At 71.8% G+C, this 22632-nt stretch carries 23 protein-coding genes and 2 tRNA genes; 9 read left to right on the top strand and 16 right to left on the bottom strand.

What is annotated here, in order from left to right:
• The first annotated feature begins 416 nt into the window (after positions 1–416).
• Positions 417–1502 (top strand): AMP-binding protein, encoded by a 1086-nt coding sequence (locus C7474_RS09480; protein ID WP_422385790.1) that lies wholly within the window; start codon positions 417–419, stop codon positions 1500–1502.
• Here C7474_RS09480 and C7474_RS09485 read toward each other — a convergent pair.
• From C7474_RS09485 to galU, 9 genes are all read right to left on the bottom strand, one after another.
• A complete protein-coding gene (locus C7474_RS09485; protein WP_121059427.1) occupies positions 1499–2182 on the bottom strand; it encodes a sirohydrochlorin chelatase in 684 nt (227 codons plus the stop codon). The two genes, C7474_RS09480 and C7474_RS09485, sit on opposite strands and share 4 nt — an antisense overlap.
• The gene (locus C7474_RS09490; protein WP_241965196.1) at positions 2179–3318 is read right to left on the bottom strand and encodes a uroporphyrinogen-III synthase; all 1140 of its coding nucleotides are present in this window, start codon (positions 3316–3318) and stop codon (positions 2179–2181) included. Before C7474_RS09490 ends, C7474_RS09485 begins: the two co-directional genes overlap by 4 nt.
• Positions 3315–4550 (bottom strand): uroporphyrinogen-III C-methyltransferase, encoded by a 1236-nt coding sequence (cobA, locus tag C7474_RS09495; RefSeq protein WP_121059431.1) that lies wholly within the window; start codon positions 4548–4550, stop codon positions 3315–3317. The genes C7474_RS09490 and cobA overlap by 4 nt, the downstream gene beginning before the upstream one ends.
• Positions 4547–4912, bottom strand: a complete 366-nt coding sequence (gene nirD, locus C7474_RS09500) for a nitrite reductase small subunit NirD (protein WP_121059433.1) — start codon at positions 4910–4912, stop codon at positions 4547–4549. Before nirD ends, cobA begins: the two co-directional genes overlap by 4 nt.
• On the bottom strand, positions 4909–7488 hold the full coding sequence (gene nirB / locus C7474_RS09505) for a nitrite reductase large subunit NirB (RefSeq protein ID WP_121059435.1): 2580 nt from the start codon (positions 7486–7488) through the stop codon (positions 4909–4911). The genes nirD and nirB overlap by 4 nt, the downstream gene beginning before the upstream one ends.
• 145 nt (positions 7489–7633) lie before the next feature.
• A tRNA-Ala gene (locus C7474_RS09510) sits at positions 7634–7706 on the bottom strand.
• Between the two features lie 54 nt (positions 7707–7760).
• Positions 7761–8765 (bottom strand): coiled-coil domain-containing protein, encoded by a 1005-nt coding sequence (locus tag C7474_RS09515; RefSeq protein ID WP_121059437.1) that lies wholly within the window; start codon positions 8763–8765, stop codon positions 7761–7763.
• A 54-nt stretch (positions 8766–8819) separates the two neighbouring features.
• The gene (locus C7474_RS09520; RefSeq protein ID WP_121059439.1) at positions 8820–9455 is read right to left on the bottom strand and encodes a GNAT family N-acetyltransferase; all 636 of its coding nucleotides are present in this window, start codon (positions 9453–9455) and stop codon (positions 8820–8822) included.
• 28 nt (positions 9456–9483) lie between these two features.
• Positions 9484–10362, bottom strand: a complete 879-nt coding sequence (gene galU, locus C7474_RS09525) for a UTP--glucose-1-phosphate uridylyltransferase GalU (protein WP_121059441.1) — start codon at positions 10360–10362, stop codon at positions 9484–9486.
• A gap of 45 nt (positions 10363–10407) precedes the next feature.
• Between galU and C7474_RS09530 the strand changes: the two genes are divergently transcribed.
• Genes C7474_RS09530 through mscL form a run of 3 tightly spaced genes read left to right on the top strand, consistent with a single transcriptional unit; the run spans position 10408 to position 11745 of the window.
• Positions 10408–10992, top strand: coding sequence for a 5-formyltetrahydrofolate cyclo-ligase (locus tag C7474_RS09530; protein ID WP_121059443.1), 585 nt, complete (start codon positions 10408–10410; stop codon positions 10990–10992).
• 26 nt (positions 10993–11018) lie between these two features.
• Positions 11019–11288: an FmdB family zinc ribbon protein gene (locus C7474_RS09535; protein ID WP_121059445.1), complete on the top strand. Its 270-nt coding sequence runs from the start codon at positions 11019–11021 to the stop codon at positions 11286–11288.
• Positions 11289–11322: 34 nt separating this feature from the next.
• Entirely contained in the window at positions 11323–11745 is a 423-nt protein-coding gene (gene mscL / locus C7474_RS09540) for a large conductance mechanosensitive channel protein MscL (protein WP_121059447.1), read from the top strand.
• A gap of 7 nt (positions 11746–11752) precedes the next feature.
• Here mscL and C7474_RS14915 read toward each other — a convergent pair whose 3' ends face one another.
• Together C7474_RS14915 and C7474_RS09545 are read right to left on the bottom strand one after the other, a co-directional pair.
• Entirely contained in the window at positions 11753–11941 is a 189-nt protein-coding gene (locus tag C7474_RS14915; RefSeq protein WP_147436697.1) for a hypothetical protein, read from the bottom strand.
• A complete protein-coding gene (locus C7474_RS09545) occupies positions 11938–15645 on the bottom strand; it encodes an AAA family ATPase (RefSeq protein WP_422385791.1) in 3708 nt (1235 codons plus the stop codon). The genes C7474_RS14915 and C7474_RS09545 overlap by 4 nt, the downstream gene beginning before the upstream one ends.
• Before the next feature lie 181 nt (positions 15646–15826).
• On the opposite strand from C7474_RS09545, the gene C7474_RS09550 reads away from it, so the two are divergent.
• Complete coding sequence (locus C7474_RS09550; RefSeq protein WP_121059451.1) at positions 15827–16345, top strand: methylated-DNA--[protein]-cysteine S-methyltransferase; 519 nt, start codon at positions 15827–15829, stop codon at positions 16343–16345.
• A gap of 84 nt (positions 16346–16429) precedes the next feature.
• Here the strand turns inward: C7474_RS09550 and C7474_RS09555 are convergent, their stop codons facing one another.
• Positions 16430–18064 carry a solute symporter family protein gene (locus C7474_RS09555; RefSeq protein WP_121059453.1) on the bottom strand — a complete coding sequence of 545 codons (1635 nt, stop codon included), beginning with the start codon at positions 18062–18064 and terminating at the stop codon, positions 16430–16432.
• Positions 18061–18405 carry a DUF485 domain-containing protein gene (locus C7474_RS09560; protein WP_121059455.1) on the bottom strand — a complete coding sequence of 115 codons (345 nt, stop codon included), beginning with the start codon at positions 18403–18405 and terminating at the stop codon, positions 18061–18063. Before C7474_RS09560 ends, C7474_RS09555 begins: the two co-directional genes overlap by 4 nt.
• A gap of 136 nt (positions 18406–18541) precedes the next feature.
• On the opposite strand from C7474_RS09560, the gene C7474_RS09565 reads away from it, so the two are divergent.
• Both C7474_RS09565 and C7474_RS09570 read left to right on the top strand, forming a co-directional pair.
• The gene (locus C7474_RS09565) at positions 18542–19393 is read left to right on the top strand and encodes a LuxR C-terminal-related transcriptional regulator (RefSeq protein ID WP_121059457.1); all 852 of its coding nucleotides are present in this window, start codon (positions 18542–18544) and stop codon (positions 19391–19393) included.
• Positions 19394–19431: 38 nt separating this feature from the next.
• Entirely contained in the window at positions 19432–19791 is a 360-nt protein-coding gene (locus C7474_RS09570; protein WP_121059459.1) for a histone-like nucleoid-structuring protein Lsr2, read from the top strand.
• Positions 19792–19964: 173 nt separating this feature from the next.
• On the opposite strand, the gene C7474_RS09575 is transcribed toward C7474_RS09570, so the two are convergent.
• Both C7474_RS09575 and C7474_RS09580 read right to left on the bottom strand, forming a co-directional pair.
• Complete coding sequence (locus C7474_RS09575) at positions 19965–20744, bottom strand: hypothetical protein (protein WP_121059461.1); 780 nt, start codon at positions 20742–20744, stop codon at positions 19965–19967.
• 41 nt (positions 20745–20785) lie between these two features.
• A complete protein-coding gene (locus C7474_RS09580; RefSeq protein WP_121059463.1) occupies positions 20786–21667 on the bottom strand; it encodes a hypothetical protein in 882 nt (293 codons plus the stop codon).
• Positions 21668–21736: 69 nt separating this feature from the next.
• Between C7474_RS09580 and C7474_RS09585 the strand changes: the two genes are divergently transcribed.
• Positions 21737–22087 carry a LysR family transcriptional regulator gene (locus C7474_RS09585; RefSeq protein ID WP_121059465.1) on the top strand — a complete coding sequence of 117 codons (351 nt, stop codon included), beginning with the start codon at positions 21737–21739 and terminating at the stop codon, positions 22085–22087.
• Positions 22087–22539 (top strand): GNAT family N-acetyltransferase, encoded by a 453-nt coding sequence (locus C7474_RS09590; protein WP_121059467.1) that lies wholly within the window; start codon positions 22087–22089, stop codon positions 22537–22539. The genes C7474_RS09585 and C7474_RS09590 overlap by 1 nt, the downstream gene beginning before the upstream one ends.
• A 15-nt stretch (positions 22540–22554) precedes the next feature.
• Here the strand turns inward: C7474_RS09590 and C7474_RS09595 are convergent.
• A tRNA-Arg gene (locus C7474_RS09595) sits at positions 22555–22626 on the bottom strand.
• Between the last annotated feature and the right edge of the window lie 6 nt (positions 22627–22632).

The following is a 22632-nucleotide window of genomic DNA, read 5'->3' on the forward strand; positions in this document are numbered from 1 at the left end:
CGAAGCAGGGTCGAGGTTATTTGGCATTTGACAAGTGCACGCTGTTGAGTTCTCAAGGATCGGATGCTCCCGCCGCTCAGCCTCTCGGCCTCACCTGCAGGACAACTTCTCTATCCTAGACCACCATCCGCCAGGTCTGTCAAATCGGCCGATCCGATGTCTCCACCGGATCCCTGCCGCTGACGTGACCGTCTGCTGGAGGAGTCCAGAACCCCATCACCCGTGAGGGCCGAATCACTCTTGCGAGCTCTTCTGAGGGGGTTTCGTTCACCACTTGAGGGGCGGGGCCTCAGCCTCTCCGCTTCCCTGTGGGGCGAACAACAAGAACATTACGCGGATCCCGCCACCTCGGCAAATCACCAAGGTATCCCGGGCGTGTCGCGCGTGTTTCCGGCTCGTGACAGCGTGGCGAACGGATGACAGGATGGGCGGCACCCGACGACGACCTGGGCCGCGTCGCGCTGATCGACGGCGCCACCGGAGCGGAGACCACCTACGGTGCGCTGCGCGCTCAGGTCGACGCCGTCGCCGAGCGTGGGGCGCCGCCCGCCGTGATCTTCGATCCCGCGGACCGGATCGCCGTGCTGCCGTACTCGTCGGGGACGACCGGCAAGCCGAAAGGCGTCATGCTCAGCCACCGCAACCTCGTCGCGAACGTCGCCCAGTGCCGCGTGAACATCGATCTGCGGGACACCGATCGCATGCTGGCGGTGCTGCCGTTCTTCCACATCTACGGCATGACGGTGCTCCTGAACCTCGCACTGCGGCAACGCGCGACGCTCGTCACGATGCCGAAGTTCGACCTCGCCGGGTTCCTCGAGAACATCCAGCGGCACCGGTGCACGTACCTCTACATCGCTCCCCCCATCGCCGTCGCCCTCGCCAAGCATCCGATGGTCGGCGACTACGACCTGTCCTCGGTGCACACGGTCTTCTCGGGCGCCGCTCCCCTGGACGGCGAGACGGCGGAGACGGCGGGACGCCGCATCGGCGCGCGCATGATGCAGGGGTACGGGATGAGTGAGCTGAGCCCCGTCTCGCATGCCATGCCGCACGACCGCGACGACGTCCCGGTCAGCTCGGTGGGCACCGCGCTGCCGAACACGGTGTGCAAGCTCGTCGACACCGAGACCGGAGACGTCGCCGTCTACCACGAGGGCGGCTGGTTCCAGATCGTCGACCGGGTCAAGGAGCTGATCAAGTACAAGGGCTACCAGGTGGCGCCGGCGGAACTGGAGGCGCTGCTGCTGTCGCATCCCGCGATCCTCGACGCCGCTGTGATCGGCGTGCGGGTCGAGGACGGCGAAGAGATCCCCAAGGCCTTCGTGGTCGCGGCACCGCAGGCCTCACTCACCGCCGACGAGGTGATGGACTTCGTCGCCGGCCATGTCGCCCCGCACAAGAAGGTGCACCGTGTGGAGTTCATCGAGGCGGTACCGAAGTCGGCGTCGGGCAAGATCCTTCGCAAGGACCTGCGCGCCCGCGAGGCGGCGCCGGCCTAGCCTGCCGCGGCGCCGAGGGCGGCCCGGTACCGCTCGACGACGACGCGCGCGATCCGCTCGTCGGCGCCGAGCACGTCGGTCGTGACGTCGGCCCCGGCGCGCACGACGACGTCGGCGAAGAAGCCGGGGGCGAGCACGTAGCTCGCGGCGATCACCCGGGTCGCGCCGGCCGCGCGCGCCGCGGCGACGGCATCCGCGATGGTCGGCGAGGCGCCGGCGGCATAGCCGATCGACACCGGCGCGGACACCAGAGTGCGCAGCAGCGCGACCTGCGCCTCGACGTCGTCGACCGCCCGCGGATCGGTCGAACCGGCGGCGGCGAAGACGATGTGGTCACCGCCCGCGACGTCGACGGCCGCCGCGATCCGGTCGCGGACGACCTCGGCGAGCAGCGGATGCGGGCCGAGCGGCGCGGTCTGCACGCTGCCCGCGCGCGAGCCGACCGCGCGGGCGATGTCGACGCGGGTGTGGAACCCGCGCGAGAGCAGCACCGGGACGACCACCGGCGCGGATGCCGCCACCGCCACGACGTCGTCGATCTCCGGCTCCTGCACGTCGACGAACGCCGGCAGCACGTCGACGTCGGGCAGCAGGTCCGCGACGGCGGCGACGAGCGCCGCGATGGTCTCGCGACCCTTCTCGGAGCGCGTGCCGTGCGCGCAGGCGATCAGCGGGGTCACTCGTCGTCCTCGACCAGGTCGAGGCGGTATCCGCGTTTGACGACGGTCTTGATGACTCCGGCGGTGCCGAGCGCGTCGCGCACGCGCGCGACGGCCATCTCGACGGCGTGGGGGCTGAGCCCTTCGCGGGAGAGCGCGCCCTGCAGCCGGGCTCGGCTGACGACGGCTCCCGGATGCTCGAGGAGCAGTCCGAGCAGATCGACGGCCGTGCGCGAGAGCGGGATGAACCTGCCGTCGAGCACGGCGCCGCCACTGCGCAGCGACAGCTCGCCGCCGACCGTCGTGACCCGCACCGCGCCCTCGCCGCCGAAGTGGTGCACGACACTGCGCACGAGCGATCCGAGCCGGCCGCGCTCGGCCGTGGTGATCGTCAGGCCGGCACGCTCGAGCGGCTCCGCCGTGATCGGGCCGACGGAGGCGAGCAGGAGCCGTCCCGCGGCGCTGCGGCGCCGCACCTCGTCGAGCACGCCTTCACGCTCGGCCGCCGCGAGCCATTCCGCGGCGCCCGGCGCCGACGTGAACAGCACGGCGTCGACCTCTCCCCCGCCGGTGAGCTGCACGGAACGCTGCACGGCGACGGGATCCGCGGGCGGTCCCCATCGGTAGACGGTGAGGCTCACGACGTCGGCGCCGTGGGAGCGGAACAGCTCGTCGAGCCCGTCGGAGCCGGAGCCGTGATGCTGCACCGCGATGCGTTTGCCCTCCACTCCCGCCTCGACGAGGTAGGCGCCGAGTTCCGCCGACGTCTCCGACTCTGCGACCCAATCGGCAGCCAGGCCCGCCTGCTGGATCGCCCCGCGCGCCTTGGGGCCGCGGGCGACGATGACGGCGGAGCTCAACGCCGCGGTGAGCTCGGTGGCGAGGTCGGCCTCCAGCGCCGCTTCCATCCATCCCCGGAACCCGATGCCGGTCGTGGCGACGACGATGTCGGGCGGGTCGTCGATGATCGCCTGGGTCGTCGCCAGCAGTGCGGCGTCGTCGACGTGGGGCACGATGCTCAGCGCCGGAGCCTGGCGCACGGTGGCGCCGTGGCGTTCGAGCGCCGCGGTCAGCTCCCCGGCACGCCGGTCGACGGCGATGACGATCTGGCAGCCCTGCAGCGCGGACGACAGCGGCGCGCGCGTGGTCGCGGTCACGTGGTCGCCGCCTCCTGCCATGACCTCGAAGGGTACAGGAATCCGGCTGCCGCGACGTCGCCGACGACGATGACGGCGGGGTTGCGCACACCGCTCGCCGCGGCATCCGCGACCACGGTGCCGAGACTGCTGCGGGTGGTGCGCTGTGCGCCGGTGTGGCCGCTCTCGACGATCGCGACCGGGGTCTCCGCGCCCGCGCCCGCGGTAAGCGCGGCCTCGACGAGGCGCGGCAAGGCGGCCACGCCCATGAGCACGACCGTCGTGACGGCGGGATCGGCGAGGGCGGCACGGGTGGTGGAGGTGATCTCCGCCTGGCCGTTGACGATGTGGACGGCCGCCGCGACGCCGCGATGGGTGACCGGGATGCCGGCGGCCTGCGGCACCGAGACGGCGCTGCTCACTCCGGGCACGACGTCGACCGCGATGCCGGCTTCGAGGCAGGCGAGCACCTCCTCGCCGCCGCGGCCGAAGACGAACGGGTCGCCGCCCTTGAGCCGTACGACCCGCTTGCCCTCGCGGGCGCGCGCGATCAGGATGCGGTTGATCTCCTGCTGCGGCACGGGGTGCGAGCCGGGCGACTTGCCGACGTCGACGAACTCCACCTCCGCATCGAGGAGGGGCAGGATCTCGGCGGCCGGCCCGAGCCGGTCGGCGACGACGACGTCCGCTTCGGCGAGGAGGCGTCGCGCGCGCACGGTCATGAGGTCGAGCGGCCCGGGGCCGCCGCCGACGAGGTCGACGCGACCCGGCCCGCGACGCCGCCGGCGACGCACCGGAAGGGCGCCGTCGTCCAGCAGCGCCCCGATCGCGTCGCGCACACGGGACGAACGGCGCGGGTCGACGCCCGCGTCGGAGACCACGCCGACCGCGACGTCCCCCGCGCGTGTCTGCGCCGTCAGCCGCGCCGAGCCGTGGGCGCCGTCGGAAGCGTTGATGCACAGCACGCGCGCCCGCTCGCACGCGGCGACCACGTCGAGGTCGGTGCGCGGGTCCCCGGTCGCGGTGTGGACGAGCCACGCCCCCTCGACGGCCCCGGGCCGGAACTCTGCTGGGGTCCACGTCGCCGCGCCGCCGTCGACGAGCGCGCGGGTGGCCGCACCGAGCACCGGCGCGACGATGCGCACGAGCGCGCCGTCGGCGGCGAAGCGCCGCAGCCGGCGCGCGGTCACGTCGCCGCCACCGACCATGAGCACGTCACGGCCGGCGAGGGGGATTCCGAGGATCGTCGTCATGGCGTGGCCTCCCAGAAGATCATCACGTCGCCGCCCCGCACATCGACGAGCCAGGTGCGCAGCGGGCGCGGCTCCTTGCCCTGCGACTCGACGCACACCCCGCTGCGCAGGTCCCAGGACTGCTTGTACATCGGCGAGGCGATCGTGGGGATGCTCCCCCGCGTGCCGACGATGCCGCGCGAGATCACATGCGCGCCGGAGTACGGGTCGCGGTTGTCGACGGCGTACACGCTGCCGTCCCGGGTGAGCACGAGCGCGACCTGGATGCCGTCGAGCAGCGCGGCACGCCCCCGCTCGATCTCGAGGTCGGCGACGGCGCACACGCGTCGCCACGTCGCCGTGCGCGGCAGGTCGAGGGTCATCGGCGCACCTCCAGCGTCGTGCCGGCGATGAGCACGCCGGCGTCGCGCTCGTCCGCGGTCGCCGGTCGCACCTGACCGCGCTCCGGGACGTAGCCGAGTGACGGGTCGGGCGTCGTCGGGGCGTTGACGAACGACTCGAAGCGGCGCAGCTTCTCGGGGTCGGCGAGCGTGGCCGCCCACTCGTCCTCGTAGCCGTCGATGTGACGGGCCATCGCCGCGTCGAGGTCGCCACAGATGCCGAGGCTGTCGTCGAAGATCACCTCGCGCAGCCCCGCCATGCCGCCGTCGAGCGCCTCCACCCACGGGGCCGTGCGCTGCAGCCGGTCGGCGGTGCGGATGTAGTACATGAAGTACCGGTCGATGGCGGTGATGAGCGCGTCGTCGTCGAGGCCTTCGGCCAGCAGCTGCGCGTGCCGCGGGGTGAAGCCGCCGTTGCCGCCGACGTACAGGTTCCAGCCGGCCTCCGTCGCGATGATGCCGGCATCCTTCGATCGCGCCTCGGCGCACTCGCGCGCACAGCCGGAGACGCCGAGCTTGAGCTTGTGCGGTGCGCGCAGTCCCCGGTAGCGCAGCTCGAGCGTCACGGCCATGCCCACCGAGTCGAGCACCCCGTAGCGGCACCACGTCGACCCGACGCAGGATTTCACCGTGCGCAGCGATTTGCCGTAGGCGTGGCCGGACTCGAAGCCGGCGTCGACGAGCCGTCGCCAGATGTCGGGCAGCTGCTCGAGGCGCGCGCCGAACATGTCGACCCGCTGGCCGCCGGTGATCTTCGTGTACAGGCCGAAGTCGCGGGCGATCTCGCCGATGACGATCAGCCCGTCGGGAGTCACCTCGCCACCCGGCATCCGCGGGACGACCGAGTAGGTGCCGTCCTTCTGCAGGTTCGCCATGACGTGGTCGTTGGTGTCCTGCAGTGTCGCGTTCTCGCCGTCGAGCACGTGGGTCCCGGTGAGGACGGCGAGGATGCTGGCGAGCGCCGGCTTGCAGATGTCGCAGCCGCGACCGCGGCCGAACCGTTCGATGACGGCGCTGAAGGTCGTCAGCCCCGAGACGCGAACGGCGTCGAAGAGCTGCCGCCGTGAGAGGTCGAAGTGCTCGCAGAGCGCGTTCGAGACCTCGCGGCCGAGCTTGGTGAGTTCGGCGCCGACGATGCGGCCCACCAGCGCCGAGCACGATCCGCAGGTCGCCCCCGCCTTCGTGCACGCCTTCACGGCGGCCGCGTCGGCGCAGCCATCGTCGTGGACGGCGCTGCGGATGCGGCCGGCGGTCACCGACGAGCAGGAGCAGACGACGGCCTCGTCGGGCAGATCGCCGCCGGGCGCGGCGACCCCGCCCTCGGGCAGCAGGTACGCGGCGGGGTCGCCACCGAGCTCGGCGCCGACGAGGGCACGCAGCGCACCGTATGCGGACGCGTCGCCGACGAGGATGCCGCCGAGCAGTGTCTTCGCGTCGTCGGAGAGGACGAGCTTCTTGTAGACGCCGGCGACCGGGTCGGCGTAGGTGACGTCGAGGGCGCCGGGAGTGGTGGCGAACGCGTCGCCGAAGCTGGCGACGTCGACGCCGGAGAGCTTCAGCTTGGTCGACAGGTCGTAGCCGCCGAAGCTCGCCTCCCCGCCGCGCAGGCGCCGCGCCGCTACTTCGGCCATCGCGTAGCCGGGTGCGACGAGTCCGACGGAGGCGCCGTCGAAGCTCGCGACCTCGCCGATCGCCGAGATGTGCGCATCGCTCGTGACGCACGTCGCGTCGATGCGCACGCCGCCGCGCGGGTCGCACTCCAGCTGCGCGTCGCGGGCGAGCTGGTCTCGCGGCCGCACCCCGACCGTGAACACGACGACGTCGGCCGGCGCGGTCGAGCCGTCGCGGAACTCCAGCTGCGCGATCTGGCCGCTCTGATCGGGCCGCAGGCACGTGGTGATGGTCTCGGTGCGCACCGCGATGCCGCGGGCGGCGATGAGCCGGCGCAGCATCCCTCCCGACGGCGCATCGAGCTGGGCCGACATGAGCCGGTCGCTGGACTGCACGATCGTGCACTCCACGTCGAGGCCCTGCAGCGCACCGGCGGCCTCGAGCCCGAGCAGCCCGCCGCCGACGACGTAGCCGGTGAGCGGGCGGCCGAGCTGTGCGGAGCGCGCCGCGACGAAGGCGGCGAGCCCCTCGACGTCGTCGACGGTGCGGTAGACGAAGCAGCCCGGCAGGTCGAATCCGTCGACGGCGAGCCGCGCGGCGTACGAGCCGGTCGCCAGCACCAGATGGTCGTACGGATGCCGCTCCCCCGACATCGTGACGACCTCGCGCGCGTCGCGGTCGATCATCCGCACCGGGTCGGCGGGCGCGAAGTGCACCCGCGGGTCGGCGAAGACGTCCTCGTCGAGGGTGAGTCCGGCGACGGTGCCGCCGGTGAGCACACTCGTGAGGGCGACGCGGTCGTACGGGGCACGCCCCTCCTCGCCGAGGACGGTCACCTGGAAGGCCTCGTCGGTGCCGTCGAGCAGGCTCTCGACGAAGCGGTGGGCGACCATTCCGGCGCCCACCACCACGAGGCGGCGCGTTGCGGTGTGCGTGCTCGCTGTCATGAGGCGACGCTACGACGCGGCTGTTTCGCCCCGTTTTCCGGCTTCGTGTCCCGCCGTGAACAGTCTTCTCACGCGCCACGCGGATGCGCCGTGAGAAAGAGCACCGGAAACGACGAAAGCCCCTCTTCCGAGGGGCTTTCTGCGGTGGACCTGAGGGGATTCGAACCCCTGACCTCTTCATTGCGAACGAAGCGCGCTACCAACTGCGCCACAGGCCCTTGAACCTCGTCAACACTAGCACGCGCGACGCGGCGTCCCGACCACGCGCGGGGTCACTGCCCCGAGGCTCGGCGGGCGAGCAGGTCGCGCACGTGGGCTTCGATCGCGGCGTCGTCGGCGGGTCCGGCGAGGGCTGCGGGGCGCGCCCGACGGGCGGTGTCGATCGACGGCGGGGCCGCCTGTGCGGCGCGTTCGCGCATGGCCTCCTCGCGTGCCGCGCGGCGCAGTGCGTCGCGGGCCTCGGCCTCGTCGAGCACCGCCGCCGCGCGGGAGCCGGCCGATGCGGTGAGCGGACGGGGCAGCTCGCGGGGCGTCCACGACGCGCGGTCGGAGGCGAGGGCGACGTCCTGCACGTCGCCGAGCGGACGTGCCGCCGGTGCGATGACGACGGCGCGTACGGCGGACCGGCGCTGGACGGCCGACATCCGGTGCAGCACGATCGCGCCGGCCAGCACCGTCCCGACGCCGGCGATCAGGATGGTGGGTGCGGCGCCGGCGGCGAAGAGGAGGCCACCCCAGACCGCGACGGCGACGGCCGCGACGGTGAGCACGGTCGCGACGAGGCGCGTGCGCCGACGGGCACGGGCGCGGCGGGCGGCGGGGGCGGCCTTCGCGGCGGCGGCCACGGCGAGGGCGCGGTCGCGTTCGGCGAGCACGCGCCGACGGGCGTCGGCCGCCTCGGCCAGGGCCTGGGCGCGCTGCGCCTGTTCCTCAGCGCGGGTGAGCGCCCGCCGGGTCTCCTGCTCGAGGCGCACGCGACGGCGCTCGGCCTCTTCGGCGAGTCGCTGCGTCTCCTGCTCGGCGCGCTCCTTGTCGGCGAGCGTGCGGCGGGCGAGCCTCTGCTGGGCGAGGGCGGAGCGGGCGGTGAGCTCCAGTCGCACCTCGTCGGGGGTCTCGCTCGTCTCGGCGAGCACCCGCAGCGCCTGACTCAGACGCACCGCGTTGCGCTCGGAGGCGTCGTAGCGGTAGCGGCCGTGCCACGACGGCAGCAGGTAGACGAGCCACAGCACGACGGCGACGAGGACGACCACCCCACCGCCGAGAACCTGTCCACCCATGGGCTCAAAGGTAGGGCCAGGATGCCGCGTCGCCCCGGCATCCGCCCGCGTGTCTCAGCTTCGAGTTGAACTCGAAGGTTCCGGCGGCACGATCGCGGCGTCCTGCGGGGCGTGACCGGCGATCCAGCGGTTGAGGACGCCCTCCGGGACCTCGTCGCGCACGAGGGCGAACGCGTAGTGGTCACGCCAGTCCCCGTCGATGTGGATGTAGCGCCGCCGCAGCCCCTCGTAGCGGAAGCCGAGCTTCTGCACGACGCGCAGGCTCGCCGTGTTCTCGGGGCGGATGCAGATCTCCATGCGGTGCAGCCGCAGCTCCTGGAAGCACAGGTCGGTCGCGAGCGCGACGCTCGTCGGGGTGATCCCGCGTCCCGCGAAGCGCTCGCTCACCCAGTAACCGATCGTCGCCGACGAGAGGGACCCGCGCGCGAGTCCCCAGACGTTCAGCTGCCCGGCGATCTCGCCGTCGTATTCCATGACCAGCGGCACGCCGCCGCCGTCGCGGTACTGCTGCAGTAGGCGCCGGATCGACAGCCGCATGTCGAAGGACACCGGACCGTCGGGACTGGTCGCCTCCCAGGGCCGCAGCCATGAGCGGTTCGAGAGCAGCTCCGCCTGCAGGATGCGGGCGTCGCGGGCGCGGACGAGCCTGATCGACGTCGGCCCGTAGCGGCGGGGAACCGTCAGGTCCATCCTCACCACCTCCCTCGAGGGCCGAGGCTCAGAGCTGGGCCGCGAAGTCCTTCAGCCACGGCTTGAGGTCGGTGCCGAGGTCCTCCCGGTCGATCGCCAGCTGCACGATGGCCTTGATGTAGTCCACCCTATCGCCGGTGTCGTAGCGGCGTCCCCGGAACACGACCCCGAGAACGCCGTCGGTCACGGCGAGTTCCTGCAGCGCGTCGGTCAGCTGGATCTCCCCGCCCTTGCCCGGTTCGGTGCGCTCGAGGATCGAGAAGACGTTCGGGGTGAGCACGTAGCGGCCGATGACGGCGAGGTTGGAGGGGGCGTCCTCCTTCTTCGGCTTCTCGACGAGACCGGTGACCTTCACGACGTCCGGGGTGTCGGTGGGCTCGACGGAGGCGACGCCGTACATGTGGATGTGGTCGGGGTCGACTTCCATGAGGGCGACGACCGTGAGACCGGTCTGCTCGTTCTGGTCGAGCATCGTCTCCAGCAGCGTGTCGCGCTCGTCGATGAGGTCATCGCCCAGCAGCACGGCGAACGTCTCGTCGCCGACGTGCGCCTTGGCGCGCAGCACCGCGTGGCCGAGGCCCTTGGGCTCGCCCTGGCGCACGAAGTGGATGTCGGCGAGGTCGCTCGAGTGCTGCACGCGGCGGAGCTTCTCGATGTCGCCCTTGTTGGTGAGGTTGGTCTCCAGCTCGGGGACCGAGTCGAAGTGGTTGGAGATCGCATTCTTGTTGCGGCCGAGGATGACGAGCGTGTCGCGGATGCCCGAGCGGGTCACCTCTTCGACGACGTACTGGATCGCCGGCTTGTCGACCACGGGCAGCATCTCCTTGGGGAGGGCCTTGGTGGCGGGCAGGAATCGGGTTCCGAGTCCCGCGGCGGGGATGACGGCCTTCTGAGCGCGCTTCGACATGGGCCATACGATAGCGGGCCCGAATGGCCCGCCTACAATCGGAGGATGATCGGCGCCATCGACAACGCCAAGCGCGCCCTGCGTGCCGACCTGCGCGAGCGACGACAGCAGCGTTCGCAGCCCGCGCTCGAAGAAGCCGAGGCCGGGGTCAAGGCCCAGCTCGACGCCCTCGTCGCCGCCACGGGCGCCCGTTCGGTGTCGTGCTTCCTGTCGACGCCGACCGAGCCCGGCACGCACGCGTTCGTCGCGGATGCTGTGGCCCGCGGCATCCGCGTGCTCCTTCCGATCACGCGCGCCGACGGCCTGCTCGACTGGGCGGTGGCCACATCCGACGCCGACATCGCGGAGGGTCTGTTCGGACTGCCCGAGCCCGTGGCCGAGGTGCTGAGCCCGCTCGCCCTCAACGACGTCGACCTGCTCCTCATCCCCGCCGCCGCCGTCGACCGCTCCGGGATGCGGCTGGGGTGGGGTCGCGGGTTCTTCGACAAGACCCTCGGATCCATGGAGAAGTGCCCGCCGGTCTACGCTGTCATCTTCGACTCCGAGCTTCTCGACGAGGTCCCGCGCGATCTGCACGATCAGGCCGTGACCGGCGTCGTCACCCCGACCCAGACCCTCCGCCTCGCCTGAGCGGCGGCCCTTCCCGAAGGAACCGAATGCCCACCTACGCCTACGCCTGCAAGCAGTGCGGCCACCGCTTCGACGCCGTGCAGTCCTTCTCCGACGCCGCCCTGACCGAGTGCCCGGAGTGCGGCGGAGTGCTGCGCAAGCAGTTCGGCACGGTCGGCGTGACCTTCAACGGCTCGGGATTTTACCGCACCGATTCGCGCTCGACGGGTTCGCCCGCGGCGGGTAGCGCGTCCGCCGGTTCTTCGACATCATCGAAGTCCGAGGCGAAGGCCTCACCCGCATCGTCGGGGTCGTAACCCGGCGGAAGCCGGAGACCGGAGGGGGAACCTCATGATCAAGGGCTTCAAGGAATTCATCACCCGCGGCAACGTCATCGACCTGGCCGTCGCGGTCGTCATCGGCGCCGCGTTCACCGCCATCATCAACGCGCTCGTCGCGGGTTTCATCAACCCGCTGATCGGGCTCGTGTTCCAGACCGGCAACCTCGACAAGTGGGTGATCTCGGTGCCGACGCTGTTCGGCAACACCTCCGATTTCGCGATCGGATCGATCATCAGCGCGGCCATCAGCTTCCTCGCCGTCGCCGTCGTCGTGTACTTCGTGCTCGTCTACCCGATGAACCGCTGGAAGGAGCGTCAGGCCGCGAAGGCCGGCGTCGTCGAGACCGTGGAGGAGCCGCTGCCCACCGAGCAGGAGATCCTCATCCAGATCCGCGACCTGCTGCAGCAGAACCAGACGCCGCCGCGCGCCTGAGCGCTCTTCAGTAGTGGGGCGGGACCTCGCGACGCATCCGGTCGTCGTTGGGTCCCGCGTCCTTCTGCGCGGAGGTCGCGGAATCCGCGTCCGGTTCGGCGGCGGGTTCGGCATCCGTCCCCGGTGCGGGGGTGAGGCGCGCGCGACGGCGCCCCGGCATCCGCTCGATGCGCTGCCGGCCTCTTTCGTCGGTCACCGCAGGCCGTCGAGCGGTTGCGTCGGCACCTGGGCACTCGGTGTGTCCGGCGGCGCCCCGAGGATGCCGGCGATGCGCGCCGCGACACCCGCGGGGTCGCTGTAGAGGTCGAACGAGTGCACGCGCACGTAGTGCCAGCCGAGCCGGCGCAGCATCTGCGGGCGCAGGCGCAGCGACTCGCGCAGCGACTCCCCCGTCGTCTCCGGATCGCTCTCGACGACCACGGCCTTGCCCTGGTACTGCGCGACGAGCGGCAGGATGCCGCGGTAGTCGACGTCGACCGAGATGCCGAGGCTGCGCAGCTGCTGGGCGAGCGAGAGGGTCAGCGGGTCGGCCAGGTCTTCCAGCCGCGCCTCCCGCGCCCGGGCGGCGATCCCGCCGAGGATCGACATGAGTGTCGCGGCGCCGTACTGCAGGCGTCCCTCGTCGAAGGCGGACGGGCGGATGGAGGACACGATGACCATCGAGCGGCGTGCCCGCGTCATCCCGACCGTCAGCAGACGCTCGCCGTCTTCGCGGGACAGGTCGCCGAAGTCGGTGAGCACACGGCCGTGCTTGGTGAGCCCGAACCCGAGCGAGAACACGACGCGGTCGCGGCTCTCGGCGACCGACTCCTCCAGTCCCAGCACGGCGAACGGCTCGGCGGTGTCGCGGGAGACGAACTCCGCGACGTCGGAGCGGCCGGCGAACGCCTCGGCGACGGCGGCGCGCACGCGCTCGGCGTGCTTGGTCGATGCGGTGACGACCATGAGCGACTCGGTCGGCCGGTTGACGGCGTGCTCGACGACGAGGCTCACGACACGGGCGACCTCGGCGTCGGGGCTCTCGACGGCGCCGGTTTCGGGATCGGGGGTTCCGGTGCCGCCCTCGACGTAGTCGACGGAGAGGCTGCCGCGGCCGAGGTAGGAGCCCGCCCACGGGAACGACACGATCTCGCCGCCGTAGAACGCGTCGTTGACGAGCTGCGCGAGGTCTTCGCCACCGGCGCGGTAGCTACGGGTGAGCGTCTCGACCGGCACGAGGTCGGCGAGGCGCTCGAACACGCTCGTCTGGTCGAACGGCACCTCGGGCTCGTCGTCGTCGGCGCGGCCGGCGCCGACACGGAACGGGGTCGGCTTCTGCGTGACGGGGTCGCCGAAGGCGACCACCTGGCGCGCGCGGCGCAGGGCCGGCGCCGCCTCGGTGACGCAGACGGCCGCGGCGTCGACGAGCAGCAGCACGTCGAAGGCCTCCGCGTCGGGGATCTGGGGCACCTCGTAGGGCGAGGCGAGCCAGACCGGCGCGACGGTGCGCAGCAGTCGCGGCGCCGTCGCGAGGATCTCGGCGGCGGTCGCCGTGCCGGCGCGCAGCGCCGACTTCAGCGCGGCCGTCTCGCCCGCCTCGTCGACGATCGCGATCTTCCAGCGCGTCGCGAGCTCGGCGGCCAGCTGCGGGCCGGCGAACCCGGCGTGGGCCTCGTCGACCAGCCGGTAGTCGCGCTCGAGACGGTCGACGACGGCGGTGTTGGCGCCCAGCAGCGCGCGGTCGCTGCGCAGCATCGCCTCGAGGGCCGACTGCCACCACACGAACTCGAACTCGGCGGCCACGCGCTCCTCGGCGACGTGCCGCATCGACAGCTCGGTGAGCAGGGTGTCGAGCCCGAGCTGCGCGAGACGGTCGCGCAGCTGCGCACGCTCGACGAGGTTGTCGAACACGTCGGAGTCGGCGGCGAGGTCGGCGAGGGTGCGCAGCAGCTGCGGGATCGGGGTCGCCGCCAGCGGGATCTGCCGCCCCAGCACCGAGTCGAGTTCGCGCAGGTCGGCATCCACGCGCTGCAGGGCGGTCGCGACGTCGTCGAGGCCCAGCGGCACCTCGGGGGTCACGCCCGATTCGACGACCTGCTGCCACTGCGCACGCTGCTGCTGCACGCGGGAGAGCGCCTCGTGCATGTCGGTCACGTGCATGCCGGGACGCACGTACTCCTTCGACAGGCGCTTGAGCCGTCGCCGGTTCGCGCTCGTCATCGCCGGCGCGTCGCGGCGCACCGCATGGGCCTGGATGAGCTCGCCCAGCGGCCGCTCGAACACGGTCGGGCTGAAGCGGTCGAGCGAGCCCCGGATCCCCTGCAGAAGCCGCAGGTACGCGGCGAGCTCGGCGATCGTGCCGAACGGCCGCATCCGCGTCTGCGCGATCAGCTCATAGCCGCGCTCGAGGATCGCCGGCACGTCGGTGCGGTGCAGTCGGCGGGCGAGCGCGTGGGCCGCGCGGGCGGCGTCGGTGGTCGGAAAGGCGACGCCGTACCACGGCGAATCGTCGGGCCCGAAGCGGAACTCGCCCAGCCGCGCCGCGGTCGAGAGCGCATCGGCCGCTTCGCCGCGCCGGCTCGAGAGCGACTGCAGCACGCCGACGTCGAAGCGGGTCTGCGCGCTCGGAGCCGGAGTGGTCGATCCGATCGTGGCGAGGGTGCGCAGCGCCTCCAGCGGCGAGATGCCGAGGGCTGGATGGCGCTGCGTGAGCGATGCGCGGTAGTCGCGCAGCACCGAGCGCAGGCGCACGAGCGCATCGTCGACCTCGGCGACCTTGGGCGGCGTCGCCTTCTCGTTGCGCGAGATCGCGCGCACGAGGTCGCGGTGCAGCTGTCCGGGGGTGACGGCCAGGCCCTGCAGGCCGATTCCGGCCAGGCGGTGACGCACCCCGTCGAGGGTGGACCGCCGCGTGCTGACGACGAGCACCCGCTTGCCGGTGCGCACGAGCTCGCCGATCGCGTTGATGACGGTCTGCGTGCCGCCGGTGCCGGGCAGGGTGTGCACGGCGAGGGACTGCCCCGCAGCAATACGGGCGAGCACCTGCTCCTGCTCGGCGTCGGCGTCCAGCAGCAGGCGATCGGATGCGGGTGGCCGCTCGTCGGCGCTCACCAGATCGGGGACGCTGCGCACGAGGGCGAGGTTCTCACGGTCGGCGAGGTGACCGGCCAGGGCGTTGAGCACCGGGTGGTCGAGGCGGGCGGCGTCGCGCTCCATGTCGCCGGACACGTCGGCGAACGTGGAGACCACCAAGCGCGGCTGCACCGTGAAGGTGGGGATGTGCGCCGTGAGGGCGCGCAGGTGGTCGATGACCGGCTGCGGCTTGAAGACGCCGTCGTCGTGGGCGAGGGCGGCGAGCGCCCGGCCGTCGAGGGAGATGCCGAAGTGCGTGCGCGCGGCGGTGACCAGTTCGGGGTTGATGACGAACGCGCCGCGCAGCTTGAGCTCGATGTCGGTGTGGTGGCGACGGATCAGCAGCGGACGCAGCAGCACGGGGGCCGAGTAGACGACGCCGCCGATGCGCCATCCGGCGATGCCGACGGCGAGGTGCACGGCATCCAGGCCGCGGGCGGTGCGCAACTCGACGTCCTTGGCGACGATGCGGTCGGCGGCGCGACGGGCCGTCAGCAGCGCGACCTCGTCGCGGAACAGGCCCGACAGCAGCGTCGAGCGTCCGGTGATGAACTGCGGGAGGCTGCCGGGGTGGGCCTTGGTGATGTCGATGCCGGCATCGCCCTCGTCGCTGTAGTGCAGCAGGGTCGACCGCCCGCCGAGCTGGGCCGACTCCTCGCGGATGCGCGCGCGCTCGGGCTCTGCGACATGACTGACGACGACGCCGGGCTCGCGCAGGTCGATCCCCGACGGGGTCACCGCACCGGGGGTCGCCGAATCGTCGTACGCGACATCTTCCACGCCTCGCACGGCGCCACCATCTCCTCGCCACACACGACACACCCTAAGCGCGCGCGGGCGAAACGCCGGGTAGACCCGCGCATTCGGCCGGATTGGGCGATCCTCCTCCCCCGGCGGAGCTTCGAAAGATCGATCCACGGATGCCGGCGGCGAGCGCTTCGGGTGGGGACGGCGCGGCCATGATGGGGGCATGTCCTCACCCACGTACACCGTGCACCCGACGCCGGTCGGCTCCGCGCTCATCGTCATGACGGATGCCGGGCTCGCGTCCCTGCAGCTGCTCGACGGTCCGGACGACGACGCGCTCGTCGAGATCGGCCTCGCCCTGCGCGCCGTCCCGGTGCCCGACGACGGTCCCGCGGCGGGCGTCGCCGCGCAGCTCGACGAGTACTTCGCCGGCGACCGCCGCGACTTCGACGTCGCGATCGACTGGTGGTTCGCCGAGGGGTTCACCAAGCGCGCGCTGCAGGCGGTGCAGGAGATACCGTACGGCGAGACGGCCTCGTACGGGGAGATCGCCGTGCACGCGGGCTCCCCCGGTGCCCATCGTGCCGTGGGTTCGGCGTGCGCGCGCACCGCGATCTCGCTCGTGCTCCCCGCCCACCGGGTCGTGCGATCCGACGGGTCGATCGGCGAGTACGGCGGCCACCCCGAGACCAAGCGCTTCCTGCTCGACCTCGAAGACCGCGTCGCGGCATCCGGACGGTGACACCCGAACCGCCGTCCGGGGGAAAGACGGAGCGCGGCAGGCGTGTAGGCCGCCCGCCGCGCTCCGCTTTCGCGGTGGTGTCCGCTAGTGGTCGACGGCCTTCTCGGCGCCGTAGCCGGTGAGCGAGCGCACCTCCATCTCGGCGGCCTTGACCGGATCCTCCTTGCGCGAAGAGGTGACCGTCCCCAGCCACCCGAGGAAGAATCCGAGCGGGATCGACACGATGCCGGGGTTGTTCAACGGCCAGATCGCCGTGCCGACGTTCTTGAACACGCTGGTCTCGGTGCCCCAGAACACGGGCGAGAGCACGATGAGGATGACCGCCGCAGCGAGCCCGCCGTACATGCTCCACACCGCGCCGCGCGTGGAGAACCGGCGCCAGAACAGCGAGTAGATGATCGTCGGCAAGTTCGCCGACGCCGCGACGGCGAAGGCGAGGGCGACGAGGAACGCGACGTTCTGTCCCTGCACGCCGATGCCGCCGACGATCGCGAGCACGCCGATGACCAGCACGGTGCGGCGCGCGACCTTGACCTCGCCGTCCGGCGGCACGTTCCCCTTCTTCACGACGTTCGCGTAGATGTCGTGCGCGAACGAGGCGGCCGCGGTGATCGTGAGACCGGCCACGACCGCGAGGATCGTCGCGAAGGCCACCGCCGAGATGAACCCGAGCAGCAGTGGCCCGCCGAGCGCGAGAGCCAGCAACGGGGCTGCGGAGTTGACGCCCCCCGGGGCCGCCTTGATCGCGTCGGGGCCGACGAGCGCACCGGCGCCGTAGCCGAGCACGAGGGTCAGCAGGTAGAACAGGCCGATCAGCCAGATCGCCCAGACGACCGAGCGGCGGGCCTCCTTCGCGGTGGGCACCGTGTAGAAGCGCATGAGCACGTGCGGCAGGCCGGCAGTGCCGAGCACGAGCGCGATGGCCAGCGAGACGAAGTCCCACGGGTTCTTGCCGTATTGCAGGCCCGGGCCGAGGATCGCGTCCTTCGGGTCGCTCGTCGAGGCGGCGACCGCGCTCTCGAGCAGCGTGTTGAGGTTGAAGCCGTTGAGCGCGAGCACCCAGATCGTCATCACGAGCGCGCCGCCGATGAGCAGGAACGCCTTGACGATCTGCACCCAGGTCGTGCCCTTCATCCCGCCGATGAGCACGTAGACGATCATGAGCACGCCGACGACGGCGACGACGACCGACTGCCCGATGGCGTCGTTGATGCCCAGCAGCAGCGAGACGAGGCCACCGGCGCCCGCCATCTGCGCCAGCAGGTAGAAGAAGCAGACGGCGAGGGTCGTGATGGCCGCCGCCATCCGCACCGGGGCCTGCTTGAGCCGGAAGGCGAGCACGTCGGCCATCGTGAACTTGCCGGTGTTGCGCATGAGCTCGGCGACGAGCAGCAGGGCGACGAGCCAGGCGACGAGGAACCCGATCGAGTAGAGGAACCCGTCGTAGCCGTTGACGGCGATGGCGCCGCAGATGCCGAGGAACGACGCGGCCGACAGGTAGTCGCCCGAGATCGCGAAGCCGTTCTGCGGCCCCGTGAACGAGCGTCCGGCGGCGTAGTAGTCGGCCGCCGTCTTGTTGTTGCGGCTGGCGCGGATGACGATGAACATCGTCACGGCCACGAACGCGCCGAAGATCGAGATGTTGAGGACGGGGTTGTTCTCGACCGTCTCGACCGCGCTGGTGACGGTCTCGGCCAGACCCGCGAAGACGTCGCTCATGCGCCGGCCTCCTGCTTCTCGAGATCAGTGCGGATCTCCGCAGAGAGGGGGTCGAGCTTGCGGTTCGCGTAGGACACGTACCACATGGTGATCGCGAAGGTCGTGACGAACTGGCCGAGGCCCAGCAGCAGGCCGATCGTGATGTCGCCCCACACCCGGGTGGAGACGAACTCCGTCGCGAACGACGACAGCAGCACGTAGGCGAAGTACCAGAGCAGGAAGGCGACCGTGAGCGGCCAGACGAAGCTGCGGTGCTTGCGCTTCAGCTCGTCGAATCGGGGTGATTCCTCGACGGCGACGTAGTCGATGCCGGGAGGGGAACCATCGGTGGATGTGGACATGTGGCCTCCTTGCCTCATGACGTGCGCGGGGAGCCGAGGGCTCCCCCGGCCGGGCGTCGTCGCCTGGCCGCGTGGTAACGTCGACGCTACGAAAACGGGTGACGCGGATGTCACCCCCGGAAGTAGGTAGCACGCGATGGCATCCCCGGGCCTCGCATCCGAGGCCGATCTCCTCGCCCGCGCGGTCGGCGATCTCGCCACCCGCACCGGGCTCCCTGTCGCCTTCGGTGGCTACGAAGCGCACGACACCGTCGAGATGACGGCCGTCGTCGGCAACCGCACCCCGCACCTGGCCGGTCTCGTCGTCCGCGCCACCCGCGGTCTCGGCGGCCGCGCGATGGTGGAGCGCCGCCCGCGCCTCGCGCTCGACTACCGCTCGTCACGCCACATCACCCACGACTACGACCGCGTCATCCTCGGCGAGGGCATCGCGACCCTGTTCGCGGTGCCGGTCGTCGTATCGGGACGCACCCGCAGCGTGCTGTACTGCGGCTCGTGGCACACGTCGCGCTTCGGTGAGGCGACGGCCCGCACGGCCGTGCAGGTAGCGTCCGACCTCGCGACGGAACTGCGCGTGCACGACGAGGTCGAGCGCCGGCTGACCTTCGCCACCTCGCCCGCCGAGAGCGGGCTCGACCCTCGTGCCCGCGAAGAGCTGCGCGAGACCTACGCGGAGCTGAGGAGCATCGCCGCCGACGTCTCGGATGCCGGCATCCGCACCCGGCTGGCCGCTCTGGAGCAGCGCCTCGCCGCGCTCTCCCACGACGGCGAGCCGGCCGACCTCCAGCTGGATGTGCGCCTGTCGCCGCGCGAGGTCGACGTGCTCGCCTGTGCGGCACTCGGCTCGACGAACGCCGAGATCGCGGCGACGCTCTCGCTGAAGGAGGGCACCGTGAAGTCCTACCTGCAGTCGGCGATGTCCAAGCTCGACGCCTCGACCCGCCACGCCGCGGTCGCGCGGGCGCGGCGCGCCGGACTTCTGCCCTGATCGGCCGCTTCCCGGGGCGGCGCCACTAGGCTTCGGGCATGACCCGCAGAATCGTGCATCAGCTCGTCGACGACCTGGACGGCACCGTCTTGGAGGTCGGGTCGGGCGAGACCGTGCTGTTCTCCCTCGACGGCACCGCGTACGAGATCGACCTCACCGATGAGAACGCCGCTGGGCTGCGTGACGCCCTCGCGCCGTACATCTCGGCGGGGCGTCAGGTCTCTGCTCGTACCGCCTCAACGCCGTCGACCCGCGGCTCGGGGGCGCGCACGCAGCGCCGCTCCGGCCAGCGCGACTACGGTCCGGTGCGCGAGTGGGCCGCGAAGAACGGCTACACGGTGTCCGAGCGCGGCCGCGTTCCCGCGGCGGTGCTCGACGCGTACGACGCCGCGAACTGAGCGTCGTCTCCGGAGCTCGCGCGGCGAGTGGGGGCGTCTGTCAGTCGTAGCCGAGCACGACCGAGGGGTCGGACTCGCCGTCGACGACGATGGGCTGATCGTTCACGCCTCCGACGGTAGCGCCGCGGCCCCTCCCCGCCCGGGCGACACGGCCGTGGAAAACGGATGCGGCGTCAGGCGCCGCCGCCTCGGGACACGAAGACGTGCACCTCGTCGCCCGACAGCGCGAACCGCAGCGTGGATCCCGCCTGGTAGCGCGCCTGCACCTCGCCGCTGAGCTGACCGTCGACGGGGACGTCGATCCACGGCTCCAGTCCTTCGGCGGCGCAGTTGCCGGTGGCCGATCCGGGAGCACCACCCGGGTCGAAGACGATCATGAGGCAGCGCCCTCCGGTCTCCTGATAGGAGCCGCCGGTCACCTCCATGCCGTAGAAGTCGTCGTAGCGCACGGCATCGCCGCCGCCGGCTTCGGCGAACATCTCGCCGACGTCGGCGTTGGCGTCGACGTGCAGCACGGCGACCGGCTGCGGCCCGGTGGGTGCGAGTATCAGCGTCGCCGGCACCGCGACGGCCGCCCCGAGCACGGCGGCACCGGTGACCGCCGTGGCGAGGGCCGCCGTCGACCAGCGGCGACGCGGCGGCGCGGTGTCGGATGCGGCGGCGACGGCCGATTCGAGCGCAGCCACCCCGTCGGGCGCGATCTCCACCGGGGCGCGCGTGAGTGCTTCGGGGCGCGACTGCGGCGCGGATACGGCGCGCGAAGCGGACGCCGCGGCGACGGCATCCGGAATCGCATCGACGATCGGCGGCGCGGGCGGCGCGGTGCGCGCGCGACGCGCTCCTTCTTCGAGAATCGTCAGACGCCGGAGCGCCTCGGGATCGGCGGTGATGTCGGCGTGCGGTCCGTAGGCGCGGGCGCGGAGGGCAGCCAGCTCGCCGGGTTCCTCGGGCATGCTCCCACTCTGCCAGGCATGGCGCCGGTCGGGACCCGGATTCAGGATCCGTCGCCGCGGTCGAGGAAGACGCCGATGCGATCGCCGTCGCGGACGAACTGCAGCGCACTGCCGTCGGGGAAACGATCGCGGATCTCCGGCGGCACATCGCTGCCGACGAAGATCTCCACCGTCGCCGGGAAGGTACCGACGCCGCAGCCCGACCAGAAGCCGTTTCCGAAACCCCAGCCGTCGCTGGGGTCGAACTCCTCGGGGATGCTCTCGCCGACGACCACGGCGAAGCAATCCTCGCCGCCATTCATGCCGACATACCCCTGCATCGTCTCGAAGGCGACGAGACCGTCGTAGTCCCACACGAGCGAACTCGCACCGGCGCCGCCCCACCCGCTCGGGACCTCGACGCGGTCGGTGGGCTCGAGCGTCGCGACCTGCTCGGCGCCGTGCGACATCGAGATGGGCGCGAAGTACGTGAGGGTCCAGGTGATGGCGACGGCGACCGCTGCGGCCGCGACGACCGTGAAGGCCCAGAGGAGTTTCAGGCGAAGGGTCAGTCGCGGTGGGGCGTTCTCCGCGTCGGTGGGCGGGTCGCCCGTATGGGAGGGATCGGAATGGGCGGGCGCGGGCGGCTCCGGCGTCGGGGTGGTCGACGGGTTCTGCGCCAGATCCGCCGACGAGCGGCCCACGCCGTTCGCCGACGGAGCGCTGCCCTGAGCGGCCGCGGTGCGCCCGTGCGCATCGTCCGGGGCGGTGTGGTCACGCTTCGGGCGCTCCCCCGGATGCGGCGCGGCGCCCGCCTGTCGCGCCTCCAGCTCGTCGAGCCGGCGTCGGGCCGCGGGGTCAGCCTGGATGTCGGCGGAGGGGCCGTAGGCGCGGGCGCGCAGGCTCCGCAGCTCGGCGAGACTGTCGGCGTCCATCGCGGGCATGTTCCGACCCTCTCGCATTTCGGCGTGGACGGCATCCGGCACGCCGCGACGGCCTGCGAGGATCGTCGTATGAAGATCGCCCTGCTCCGACGCTTCGTCGCCCTCGTCGAGCACGACCTGCACTTCCCGCGCACCGCTGACGCGTTGGGCATCCCGCTCGCGTCGCTGTACACGACGGTCGGGAAGCTCGACGACGAGGTCGGTCACCCCGTACTGGCGGGGGCCAAGGGCGCTCAGACCCTCACGCCGGCCGGTCGCCTGCTGCTCGAGGAGGCGCGTCGCCGCATCGCCGATGCACCCGAGCCTGCTGCGAAGGCGGTGAGCCCCGCGGGCGGAAAGGCCAAGGCATCGAAGGGCAAGGGCCGGGCCCCGATCGTGAAGGGTCAGCCGAAGCCCTACAAGAAGCGGCAGGGACGCTGATGCAGATCGTCGTCGACGACCTGTCGGGGGCCGCGACCCAGCGCCTGCTCGCCGCACACCTGGCAGGGATGCGGGCTACGCCCGGCGAGTGCGTGCACGCGCTCGATCTGGAGGCGCTGCGGCATCCGTCGCTCACCGTCTGGACGGTGCGTATCGGTGATGAGGTCATCGGCGTCGGCGCCCTCAAGCGGTTGGATGCGGAGAACGCCGAGCTGAAGTCGATGCGGGTCGCGGACGGCCACCGCGGCACGGGCGCGGGGCGCGGGATCCTGCGACACATCCTCGCCGAGGCGCGCGCCGCCGGGTTCGCGAACGTCTGGCTCGAGACGGGGTCATCGGTCGAGTTCCTGCCCGCGCGGACGCTGTACTCGTCGGAGGGCTTCGCCCCGTGCGGGCCGTATGGCGACTACGTCGAGGACCCCCTTTCGGTGTTCATGACGCGGACCTTGTGACGCTGGAAAGGGAGATGCCCCTGGAGGGATTCGAACCCCCGACCCGCTCCTTAGGACGGAGTGGCTCTTCCACTGAGCTACAGAGGCTGGCGG

Origin of the sequence: Microbacterium telephonicum (genome assembly GCF_003651225.1) — a bacterium.
Taxonomy (GTDB): Bacteria; Actinomycetota; Actinomycetes; order Actinomycetales; family Microbacteriaceae; genus Microbacterium; species Microbacterium telephonicum.